At 51.7% G+C, this 11,620-nt stretch carries 12 protein-coding genes; all 12 read right to left on the reverse strand.

The features are described from left to right. Positions 1 to 98 precede the first annotated feature (98 nt). Complete coding sequence (locus B1748_RS26185; protein WP_256975938.1) at positions 99 to 791, reverse strand: RecX family transcriptional regulator; 693 nt, start codon at positions 789 to 791, stop codon at positions 99 to 101. A 131-nt stretch (positions 792 to 922) separates the two neighbouring features. Then, the gene (gene recA, locus B1748_RS26190) at positions 923 to 1,978 is read right to left on the reverse strand and encodes a recombinase RecA (RefSeq protein WP_087570899.1); all 1,056 of its coding nucleotides are present in this window, start codon (positions 1,976 to 1,978) and stop codon (positions 923 to 925) included. A 299-nt stretch (positions 1,979 to 2,277) separates the two neighbouring features. Then, the gene (locus tag B1748_RS26195; RefSeq protein ID WP_087570900.1) at positions 2,278 to 3,531 is read right to left on the reverse strand and encodes a competence/damage-inducible protein A; all 1,254 of its coding nucleotides are present in this window, start codon (positions 3,529 to 3,531) and stop codon (positions 2,278 to 2,280) included. Positions 3,532 to 3,621: 90 nt separating this feature from the next. Further along, complete coding sequence (gene pgsA, locus B1748_RS26200) at positions 3,622 to 4,197, reverse strand: CDP-diacylglycerol--glycerol-3-phosphate 3-phosphatidyltransferase (protein ID WP_087570901.1); 576 nt, start codon at positions 4,195 to 4,197, stop codon at positions 3,622 to 3,624. A gap of 156 nt (positions 4,198 to 4,353) precedes the next feature. Next, on the reverse strand, positions 4,354 to 4,845 hold the full coding sequence (locus B1748_RS26205) for a YajQ family cyclic di-GMP-binding protein (protein ID WP_087570902.1): 492 nt from the start codon (positions 4,843 to 4,845) through the stop codon (positions 4,354 to 4,356). Between the two features lie 72 nt (positions 4,846 to 4,917). Continuing rightward, the gene (locus tag B1748_RS26210) at positions 4,918 to 5,850 is read right to left on the reverse strand and encodes a helix-turn-helix domain-containing protein (RefSeq protein ID WP_087570903.1); all 933 of its coding nucleotides are present in this window, start codon (positions 5,848 to 5,850) and stop codon (positions 4,918 to 4,920) included. A gap of 46 nt (positions 5,851 to 5,896) precedes the next feature. After that, positions 5,897 to 6,664, reverse strand: coding sequence for a DUF3388 domain-containing protein (locus tag B1748_RS26215; protein ID WP_087570904.1), 768 nt, complete (start codon positions 6,662 to 6,664; stop codon positions 5,897 to 5,899). 253 nt (positions 6,665 to 6,917) lie between these two features. Beyond that, a complete protein-coding gene (locus B1748_RS26220) occupies positions 6,918 to 7,169 on the reverse strand; it encodes a DUF3243 domain-containing protein (RefSeq protein ID WP_087570905.1) in 252 nt (83 codons plus the stop codon). A gap of 102 nt (positions 7,170 to 7,271) precedes the next feature. Continuing rightward, positions 7,272 to 8,018 (reverse strand): elongation factor P 5-aminopentanone reductase, encoded by a 747-nt coding sequence (gene ymfI, locus B1748_RS26225; protein ID WP_087570906.1) that lies wholly within the window; start codon positions 8,016 to 8,018, stop codon positions 7,272 to 7,274. Then, a complete protein-coding gene (yfmH, locus tag B1748_RS26230) occupies positions 8,015 to 9,301 on the reverse strand; it encodes an EF-P 5-aminopentanol modification-associated protein YfmH (protein ID WP_087570907.1) in 1,287 nt (428 codons plus the stop codon). The genes ymfI and yfmH overlap by 4 nt, the downstream gene beginning before the upstream one ends. A gap of 5 nt (positions 9,302 to 9,306) precedes the next feature. After that, positions 9,307 to 10,581, reverse strand: a complete 1,275-nt coding sequence (gene yfmF, locus B1748_RS26235; protein WP_087570908.1) for an EF-P 5-aminopentanol modification-associated protein YfmF — start codon at positions 10,579 to 10,581, stop codon at positions 9,307 to 9,309. 145 nt (positions 10,582 to 10,726) lie between these two features. Further along, entirely contained in the window at positions 10,727 to 11,524 is a 798-nt protein-coding gene (gene sleB / locus B1748_RS26240) for a spore cortex-lytic enzyme (protein ID WP_087570909.1), read from the reverse strand. Positions 11,525 to 11,620: the final 96 nt, after the last annotated feature.

Raw genomic sequence — 11,620 nt, forward strand, 5'->3', positions numbered from 1 at the left:
GGATCATTTTGACGAAAATAAGACATTTGAATCAACCTTTGGAAGAAAAATCGATCCAAATGTAAAGGAATACAACTTCATTTTATCTTTTCACAATTTCAGTTGTCAAGCAAAACGCCATCATCTTCCTCTTCCCACCTGTCATCAGATGACAAGTCGACCGACCTCATCGCTTCCCTGACGATGTCGCCAGGAAATCCGCGCCTGAGTAAAAAGCTCATTAGCTTAGTCCGTCTCTTCGCGGTCTCGCCTGTCAAAGATCTTGCCTTCTTATGCGCAAGCGTCTTCGCGGCCTCCAACTCACTGCTCCGCTCCAGTGCGGACAGCGCTTCGGAGGCGAGTTGCTTGGATACGCCACGCTGCTGCAGTTCCTGCCGAATCATCAGTCTGCCCTTTTGGCCGGAACGCAATCTGCTCTCCGCGAATTGACGCGCATATTCTTCATCATCAACAAGCTTCTCCGTTTCTAAACGCTGGATTGCATATTCTATATGGGTTTCGTCCAATTCCTTCTTGGCCAAATATTGGCCGATCTGCTTGGCCGTTCTCGGTTTGACGCCCAAATACGCCACGGACAGCACGTAAGCCCGGTATCGTTGGTCTTCGTCTTTAATGTGGCGAACGGTATCCCCGTCCAGCTCGACTTCCTTCAATAACCTGAATTTGATCATGATATCTTCGTGCACCGACAAGAAGGGCTCTTCTTCTCCTGCCATATAGAGATGGTAACGTCTCTTCTCCTTCTTGTCGCGCCGCACGGAAGCAATAATGTACATATTCGACTCTTCCAATGCTATATTTCCTTCCTGCTCATCCTCGAACAACTTCAATCGAAGTTGTTCGAGGATGAGCGACCGCGTTTAATTTGTGGTAAAACAATCGCCGCTCCCATAAGAGAGCGGCGATTCTATATTACTATAGCCTATACGTCAAATTCCAACTCGTCTTCGTCCTCGTCCTCGTCAGCCGAGAAGTTCGCTTGAGACGCATTAGCCGACAGGTTGCTGGCTTCACGAATCTGTCTTTCGATCTCGTGTGCAATGTCGGTCTTCTCCTTCAGGAATTGCTTGGCGTTCTCGCGGCCTTGACCGAGGCGCTCGCCGTTATAAGAGAACCAGGCGCCGCTCTTCTGAACGATATCCATCTCTACACCGATGTCGACCAAGCTGCCTTCCTTGGAGATGCCTTCGCCGTACATAATATCGATCTCCGCTTGCTTGAACGGAGGCGCTACCTTGTTCTTTACAACCTTGATGCGAGTCCGGTTGCCCACCATGTCATTGCCCTGCTTCAGCGTCTCGATACGGCGAACGTCAAGCCGAACGCTGGAGTAGAACTTCAATGCGCGTCCGCCTGGCGTCGTCTCCGGGTTGCCGAACATAACGCCAACCTTCTCGCGAAGCTGGTTGATGAAGATTGCGATCGTCTTGGACTTCGAAATAGCGCCGGACAGCTTACGCAGAGCCTGCGACATAAGACGTGCCTGAAGACCAACGTGAGAGTCGCCCATGTCGCCCTCGATCTCCGCCTTCGGCACCAATGCCGCCACGGAGTCTATAACGATAATGTCAACGGCGCCGCTGCGTACGAGCGCTTCCGCGATCTCCAGCGCCTGCTCGCCCGTATCCGGCTGGGACAGCAGCAGCTCGTCGATGTTGACGCCAAGCTTGCTGGCATACAGCGGATCCAGCGCGTGCTCCGCGTCGATAAACGCGGCTTGTCCGCCAATACGTTGTACTTCCGCAATTGCGTGAAGCGCTACTGTCGTTTTACCGGATGATTCCGGACCGTATACTTCGATAACCCGGCCACGCGGCAAGCCGCCGATTCCAAGTGCAATATCTAAGGCAAGCGAGCCGCTCGGCACGGTCTCTACTTGCATATGAGTCGATTCCCCTAATTTCATAATGGAGCCTTTGCCAAATTGCTTCTCGATCTGACGAAGAGCATTATCCAAAGCTGCGCGACGATCCGCCAACTCACTCACATCCTTCATAATTTATATTTGTATAATACCTTATTTCGGACGGGTTGCCAATAGTTTTTTCGAACACACATTCGCAATTTTGACTCCCAGGCATCTTCGACCCCGTTATTCAGGCGCTCACCGCATCCCCCGTCCCCCTTCTTCAGAACCTTAAATCCGGCCCAAAAAAATAAAAAACCGCAGCAAAGTAATCTTCGCCACGGTTCTTCCGGTAACTAGTCCTCATTATAGCGCACGGTTCGACAATTGGCAACCGTATACAGCTGAGAATATCGGGCACAATTCCGAACTTATGCTTTAAGCGCCTGCCACAATCGGTACAACGCGGATTTCACGGCGCGAATGCGCACCATCTCGCGTACGCCTTTGAAGTGCGACGTATACACGACCGTCTCCTTGCCTTTCTCCGCAACCGCGAAATAAACGAGGCCGACCGGCTTGCCTTCGGATTCCGCAGGGCCGGCTACGCCGGTAAGCGCGACGCCGAAATCCGCTCCCGTTATATTCATGACGTTTTCGGCCATTAACTTGGCGGTAGACTCGCTGATGGCGCCGGGAGCGCCATCGCCCTCCAACTGGGACATCGGGATGTCCAGCAGCTTGTGTTTCATTAAGTTCGTATACGTGATCACGCCGCCGACATATTCCCCGCTGCTTCCAGGGACGCGCGTAATCAGCTCTCCGAACAGTCCTCCGCTTAAGCTCTCGGCGCTTGCAAGACGCTTCCTGGCGTTTCTGAGCAGTTCCACGACGGAATCCTCGATAGGTACATCCTTCTGCGCGTAGAGATGCTCTCCGACGCGCTGGGCGACGACGGATACCGTCGCGTTGATTTTGATGGCGGCCTCCTCCTCGCTGGAAGCTTTGGTCGACACCCGCAGCGCGACCTCGCCTTCCTTCGCATAAGGAGCTATCGTAGGATCACTCTGGCCGTCGATCAGATCGATCAAGGCCGCTTCCAGATTGGACTCCCCGATTCCTGCGAATTTAAGCACTCTGGAGTAGAGAGGCCGCTCCTCCCGCAACTTGCTTCTAAGCCAAGCGGTTCCAGGTCCCAGCAGCATCGGCGCCATCTCTCTGGGCGGGCCCGGAAGAAGCATGTAGAGCGTGCCGCTGTCTTCTATTCCATTGCCAACGGCAAGTCCCGTGGAATTATCGAGCGGATCGCTTCCTTCCCCCAATATAAGATGAGCTTGCCGTATGTTGCTCTCCACCATGTGGGCTCCGCGGGACGAGAACAGTTCCTCGATAACCCTCATAGAGGGCTCATGTATTCCCATAGGTCTTCCCAGGTAGTCAGCCAGCACATCCTTTGTCAGATCATCCTGAGTCGGTCCCAGACCGCCAGTGAACACCAGCAGATCTGCCCGGCCGCGGCCGATCTCGATTGCTTGGCGCAGACGTTCCGGATTATCCCCCACCACGGTCTGGAAGTAAACATCGATGCCAAGATCAGCGAGCTGCTGCGAGATCGCTTGCGCGTTTGTATTTACAATTTGACCCAGCAGCAGTTCTGTTCCCACGGCAATAATTTCCGCTTTCATATGATTCCTCGCCCCCATGCTCTAAAATTCCACCCGAGTCCTGCAGAAGGACAAGAGCACCTCCCGCTTGCAGGGAAGTGCTCTCACGCTTTACTCGACCGGAATTAAATGTTTGTTTTTGACAAAATAATCGATGCCCGAATACACGGTTATTGCAGCCGCCACCCAGCTCGCGATAACATCGAACGGAAAGTGGATAAGGGCAAACGGGAAATTGTTGATCAAAAGCGCGATGATCATCGTAATTTGTATCGCCGTCTTCCACTTGCCCCAAGTGCTTGCGGCCATGACGGAACCTTCGAGAAGCGCAATTTGGCGCAGACCTGTTACCGCGAACTCGCGGCTTATAATAATGATGGCAATCAGCGCGTTCAGCTTGTCCATCTCCACCAGGGAGATCAGCACCGCGGCTACGAGCAGTTTGTCCGCCAGCGGATCCAGCAGCTTGCCGAGATTCGTAACGATCTTGTTTTTGCGGGCGATATAACCATCCAGCCCATCCGTGCTTGCCGCAATAATAAAGATGATCGCGGCTACGATCTGATTGTAGGAAATCGTGAAGTCCGAGAAGCTGACCGATCCCAGATTCACTTTAATTAATAGGAAAAACATAATGACTGGCACGAGAAAGATGCGGGCCAGCGTAATCTTGTTGGCTAAATTCACTATTTTCCCTCCCCAGAAAGGTCAAACTAACAGGCATGCGTTACGCGAACCTTCTGGATGGAACGACCGTTATAAGTATCGCTTCTACCACCGTACCGTTCGACCAATACATCCAATTCATTGCCGATTTTATTGTTTCTAATACATAAGACGCATTTAACGATAATTTGTAAATTGCAGCTCGATAGGCAGATCGGCGCCGCGCAGCAAAGCCATCACCGCTTGCAGATCATCTTTGCTCTTGCCTGTAACACGTAATTGATCGCCCTGAATTTGGCTTTTCACCTTCAGCTTGGAATCGCGAATGAGAATATTTATTTTTTTGGAGATGTCCTGTTCGATCCCTTGTCTCAGCTTGATACGCTGTTTAACCGTGCCGCCGGAAGCGCCCTCGAGCTTGCCGAAGTCCATATTCTTGATGGGCACGCCCCGCTTTATCATCTTGGATTGAAGAATATCGATTACGCTTTTGAGCTTGTATTCGTCGTCCGAGCCGACTACCAGCTCTTCTTTTTCAAGGGCAATGCTGCTCTTGCTGCCTTTGAAGTCAAATCTCGTCTCGATCTCGCGTTCTGCCTGCGTAATCGCGTTGGACAGCTCCTGCATGTCTACCTTCGATACAATGTCAAATGAACTTTCGGAACTCATATGTAATAGGTCTCCCTTCTAGTTATTAATGCTGTTAATGAAAATTGAAACACTTTCGAATAATGATAAGCATCATTCGCCTTTGGTAATGGAGTTCGAGCCCTCGCCGGACATTTCAGTTCCCGCTCCGCCTTCCGTACCAACACCGGTTCCGTCGCCAGCAGCAGCATCTTCCTCAGTCGGCTTAAGCAGCAGCTTCTTGGAGTTCGCGCGGTCGCCGTCCGGCACCAGAACGCCATCGACTTTGATCTCCGCGAGATCGGCGCGACCGACGTTTATGTAGAGAACGCCTGTCAATTCATAGGTTTGCACGGCGCCGTCCTCCGCATTGGCGTAAAACAATTTGTTGCCTGAGGAGCTGCCCTCGCGAACCTCAATCCAATTGCGGCCGCCGTTCACCTTAATCTCCAATTGATGTGTACCACCGGCTGGACCGATTAGGTATTGATCGGCACTGCCCGCCTTGCGGTCGAATACGACAGTTGTCGGAGCTTTAGTCGGAGGTGGAGGCGTAGGAGCCACATCCGGCGATGAACCCGTGCTTGTTTCTTGAGGCTGCTCCGAGTTTTCCGTTATCGGAGTCTCGTCGACGGCCTTGGGATCATCGGTATTTTTGTTAATGACAAAATACCATACCACAACAACGATGACAATGAGGAACAGCCACATAACCAGATTGAAGCCGATCTTGCCAAATCGCTCCGAAGTCTGGGATTTGACTTGCCTCGGCTTACGGGCAGGAATCGGTTCGACGGTTTGCTCGATTGGCGCGGCAGGAATCTCATGTTGGTATAGTCTCAAAACTTCATCAGGCTCAAGTCCTACTGCTTCGGAATAGTTTTTGACGAAAGCGCGAACGTAGAAGGTTCCGGGGAGCACGCGGTAATCGCCGGATTCGATCGCCTCCAGATAACGTTTGCGAATCTTCGTCAATTCCTGAATGTCATCCAGCGACAAGTCGCGTTCCTCTCTGGCCCTTCTAAGCAAAGCTCCGAGTTCTGACATGTGGACATCCTCCTTTCAGCATAACAATAAATGGCAAGTACGGAGATTAAAATTCGTCCGTGTAATTAGCGGTGAAGGATTCGTATGAAATCTCTTCGTCCGGCGTGTTGCGAAGCTCGATGATTATGTCGAAATGACTGTAGTCGTATTGCGATTCCTTGACAAAAATATCGGGATGCTCGATAACCTTCGTGGAAGGCAGAGCCATAATTTCCTGCAGCAGCGCGTAATGCCTCTCGTTGGAACGAATCGTGCTGACGATCCCGTCTATAATAAAGATGTTGTTCGGCTGCATCTCTTCTTCGGACAGTTGACTGCGAACCGTCTGACGAAGCAGCGTGGACGATACGAATGTCCATCGTTTGTTGGAGCATACGCTTCCTGCAATAATGGATTCCGTTTTGCCGACCCGCGGCATCCCTCTGAGTCCAATGACATGATTGCCATCGCGCTTGAATACTTCTCCGAGGAAGTCGACCAACATGCCAAGCTCGTCTCTAACAAAGCGGAATGTTTTCCGGTCATCGGAATCCCGTTCAATATATCTGCCATGACGTACAGCCAGAATGTCGACGATTGTTGGCGCGCGAAGCTTGTTCACCGTAATATTATCTACCTTTTGAAGCATCTTGCCAAGCAGCTCGATTTTCTCTTCGTCATTCGTCTGCAACAACATGCCGCGTGTCCGATCCTCGACGCCATTGATCGTCAAAATATTAACTTCAAGCATACCTAGCAGCGAAGCGATGTCGCCAAGCAGACCCGGTCTATTTTTATGTATCTTGTATTCCATGTACCATTGCTTGATTTCCAATCTGTTCTCACCGTCCCCTGGAAGCGTAAAAAATAGATAAAGTATGATGGGCAACCCTAATTCTCTATTCTACAAATTTCGTCACATTCCTGCAAATATAAATTAAACATTGCAGAAAAGCCCCCGTTGTGGAGGCTTTCTGCAAACGTCAAGGTGAAACGCCTTTGCCGTTTTTTGGCGCAGCGGGTTTCATTTCGAGCATTATAGGTCAAGTATGAGAAAAATTATACTTTCCTATAATTTTTAAAAAATACTACGAGTGCTCGACCAACTTGACCATACAGCTTGCGATGGCTTTGCGCTCCGATTCGTCGCCAACATCCCAAAGCTGTTTCAGCACGCTTTCCTCATCATTCTTAGGGTCGACCTTCTCGTCCAGGAAGGAGCCGATCTCATACGCCAGATTAGCGATGGTATCTTCGGTAAGCCCCATCTTTTTCGCTTGCGTTACACGGTCGGACAAAAAATGTTTCCAAGTATCGAAATTCGAAAGGACAGTTGACACGGCTCTTCGCCTCCTCATTGGTTTGGAAAAGAATCAGCAACAGTCCTTATTCTGCACCTTTCGAGCTTTCGTTATACAGCCCTTACGCGTGTGGGTCGAAGGTTAAGTATGCCAGCCGCCGTTCGGGCTTATAATCTGTCCGGTAATATACGACGATTCCGGCAACGACAAAAAATAAACGAGCGAAGCGATTTCTTCCGCCGAGCCGAAGCGGCCTGCCGGTATTTCCTGTTGCAGAGCAGCCTTCTCCTCCATATTAAATCCGTCCATCATATAAGTGTCCACTACTCCTGGAGCAACTGCGTTGACGGTAACACCCGATGGAGCAAGCTCCTTGGCCAACGCCTTGGTAAAGGCGTTAACGCCTCCCTTGGTCGTCGAATACAACACCTCGCAGGAAGCGCCCGACATTCCCCATACCGACGATACATTAATAATTCGTCCGTAGCGTTGGGCAATCATATGCGGCATAAATAATTGCGTACTGAGAAACATGCCCTTTAAATTTACCGACATAACGTCGTCCCACTCATCCTCCGTAACATCGGCAAGCATGCCATAGTGGGCGATCCCTCCGTTGTTGACCAGAATATCGGGCCTAATGTTATGGCTTAACAACTTGTCGCGCATGCGGGCAAGCTGATCCTTCGATCTTAGATCGGCTGCGATCGTCATGACATTGGCCCCCAGCGCCATGCAGCGCCGGGCCGTTTCATTCGCTCGTTCGTGCGATTCCAAATAATGCAGGACGATATTGACACCCTCCGCGGCGAAGCGCTGCGCGATGGCAGCGCCGATACCGCGGCTTCCCCCCGTTATCAATACCGTCGTTTCTTGCAGCGTCTTCATTCTGTCCCTTGTTCCACGATGGAGACGGCCAACTGACCGAAGTCGAAGTGTTCGCGAAGCCGCGCATTGACTTCGTCAAGCGTACATTGCTCGTAGAACTTGATCACGTCGAACATATCGCTGTCCCGGAACCGGTAACGGGTATATTCTCCGGCGATGGACTCGGGGGAATTCAGCATTCGCAAGTAACCGCCGATTTTTTTGCGCTTGGCGCGCTCGAACGATGTCTGTTCGATGCCGCTGCCCACCGCCTCGGATACAGCGGACTTAATCGCTTCGATAAGCGTATCGGGCTTCGGCGTATCGCCTCCAATAACGGAGAAGGCGTAGTCGGTGCTGGAATTATATTCGTGGCCAAACGAATCGGAGATCAGCTCCTGTTCGTAGAGCGATTGATATAATGGCGAGCTTGGACCGATCAGCGCCTCCAGCATCAGCTTCGTCACGATTTCCCGTTTCAGCAAGGCGTCTCCTGCCAGGCCGACGTTCTTCTCCTTGAAGCCCAGCATACACTTAGGCAGCGACACTTGAAGCTTGGAGACTTTGCGCGGAATTTTGACGGACGAAGGCTCCTGGTCAAAATAACGTTTGATTTCACCCAGCGGCTGGAACGTTTTGGCATCCTGGTTGGCGCGGACAAGCTGGAACACTTCCTCGGCGTTGACTCCTCCCACGACAAACAGCATCATGTTGGACGGATGATAAAAGGTTTCGTAACAGCGATACAACGTCTCCTTATCGATCTGCTTGATCGACTCCACCGTGCCGGCAATGTCGATATGAACCGGATGGGTATGGTACAGGGCGTCAATAAGTCCGAAATAAACGCGCCAATCCGCGTTGTCCCGATACATATTGATTTCCTGTTCGATGATCCCCTTCTCCTTGTCTACGTTGGCATCGGTGAAATAAGGGTTTTGAACGAAATTGATTAATGTCGTTAAATTTTCGTTGATTTGTTCCGTGGCCGAGAAAAGATAGACCGTGCGGTCAAAGGTCGTGAAAGCATTCGCCGATGCGCCTTGCGCCGCGAACACGGAGAAAATATCGCCTTCCGGCTCCTCAAACATCTTGTGCTCGAGAAAATGCGCGATGCCGTCCGGCACTTTTGCCGGCTCCTGTCCCGAGACGGAGAAATGATTGTCGACAGAGCCGTACTTCGTCGAGAATGTGGCGTATGTCTTCTGGAAGCCTTCCTTTGGGAGCACGACGATCTCAAGGCCGTTGCTCAGCACTTCCCGGTACAATGTCTCTTGAACATGCGGATAGCGTAAAGTTTCCATTTGCCCTAAGCCTCCTTCCGGTCGCGCAGGAAGTAGATCGTATCCAGCTGCACCCGTTTCGCAACCGCTACGATATCTTCCGCCGTCACGTCCTGTACTTGCTTAAGCAGCTCGCCCGCCGTTCGTTCCTTGCCCGTCAGCACGCTATTGAAATCGTACGAAAGCATCTCGTAAGCGGAATCCTGCATCTCCCGGAGATGATTGGAGATCATCGCTTTCGTTTGATTGATTTCCAGATCGGACAGTTGGCCTTGCTTCATGGATTCCAGCTGCTCTTTGATGATGGCGACGGCTTTCTCGTAATTAGCGAATTCGATGCCGGACTGTATCGTGCAGATGCCCTTATGGCCGTCAAGCCGGCTGGCCGCGTAGTAGGCGAGGCTCTCCTTCTCCCTTACGTTCATAAACAGCTTGGAATGCGGATATCCGCCTAGAATTCCATTATAAAGCAGAGCGGCAGGATACAAGGCATCATTATAGCCGACTCCGGTTCGAAGGCCCATGTTCAGCTTGCCCTGACTCACTTCGAGACGATCGACGACATTCTTCACTTCCGTCACATCATGCTGCGTTACGGGATGCTTATAAGCAGAAGGTGATCCGCTCTTCAGTTGGAAAGCCCCGCGTACAAGCTTCGTTACTTCTTCCAGTGTCGTATCGCCTACGACATAGAGATCCAGCGCTGCGTCGTTTAGCCACTGATCATAGGTCTCGCGCAGCGATTGCGGAGTAATAGCCGCGATGTCGCTCCGCTGTCCCAGCGGATGCAGGCGATATGGATCGTCCGCGCACATCTCCTCGATGCAGCGTTCCGCTGCATATCTGATCTTGTCGTTGACAATAGCCTCCAGTCGCTTGCGCAGCGTTTCCTTCTCGGCCTCCACGTACTTGGCACGGAAGCCCCCGTTTTCGATGAGCGGATTCGTGACGACATCGCCCAAAAATTCGATCGAGGAAGCCAGCAGCGAATGTTCGGAAGAGACGAATGCGTCGTTAATGACATCCATTTTGAATTGAATGATTTGGGAATCGCCCCGTTTGTATACATCGAAGCCGAAGCCGGCTCCGTACATATCGTCAAGCTTCTCGCGGAAATTGATCGTCTCCGGCGTGGACGCCGTCCCCCTGCGAAGCACGAACGGGATCAGAGCAACAGGCGTGACCGTATCCTCCTGGAGAGGAAGGCCCGCGAACAACGAAATCGCAAACGTTTTGAACCGATTGGTGGGCAGTACATGCAAGCGAATACGCTCTAATTGCCCTCGTTGGAATGCACTCACGTAGGTTGGCTCCTTTCAGCGGCTTCACCTTCTGGTGCAACCGTTTTTACCATTTTAACCGATCAGAAATGGAAGAAGCAACCACTCCTGCTTGCGAGCAGAAGCGGTCGCTTCAAGGTTTGTCCGACGATTGCCGGCACTTGGCCTACATACAGAATATATGTTTGCCAATCGTCTTAATTTGCGTTCTTGTCCAAATCCACGCGGAAGTTGCCGTATCCGGATTAAAATAATACAGACATCCGCCCGTCGGATCCCAGCCGTTAAGGGCGTCCTCGACTGCTTCTCTCGCCTTCTGATTCGGCGTCAAATAGATTTGGCCATCAGCCACGGCCGTGAACGCACGCGGTTGGAAAATAACGCCGTAAACCGTGTTCGGAAAGCTCTCGGATCGGACGCGATTCAGAATGACTGCGGCTACCGCAACCTGCCCCTCGTATGGTTCGCCGCGCGCTTCGCCGTAGACGGCATTCGCCATAATCTTCAAGTCGTTCTCCGAAAGTCCCAGTCGATTGGATTGAGCCAAATTGCTTCCCGAGCCGGTGCCTGCATTACCTCCGGTATTGCTCCCGCCTCCGGTACCGCCTGAAGCCGCGCCGCCGGGAGAAGTAGAACCCGGCTTCCAGTTTTTCGTTGCATTCACCAGCTTCTTCTTCGTCTCGGCGCCGACGATACCGTCGGATTTCAGGCCGAATTTCCATTGGAACCAGGTCACGGCCCCCTTCGTCTTGGAACCGAACACACCGTCTATCTTGCCATTATAATAGCCGAGATGGGTCAGTCTGCCTTGCAGCTCCTGCACGTCCGCACCAGATGAGCCGACCTTAAGAGTTGCGCTGCTAAATGTCTCCGATACGGGACCAAAGCTTCCCTTAATAGCGTAGAAGGAGCTAAATGCAAGCAGCACGACGAGCGAAGTCACCACGATCAAACGAATTCTCATGTAGGGATCTGCCTTTCTCATGCAAGTTAGTTCGCTACGGATAGCGTTACCTGAGAGTAGTATGAGAAAATTGATTCCCTTCTATGCAAGAATTCG

This window comes from Paenibacillus sp. MY03 (assembly GCF_002165585.1).
Classification (GTDB): Bacteria; Bacillota; Bacilli; order Paenibacillales; family Paenibacillaceae; genus Pristimantibacillus; species Pristimantibacillus agaridevorans.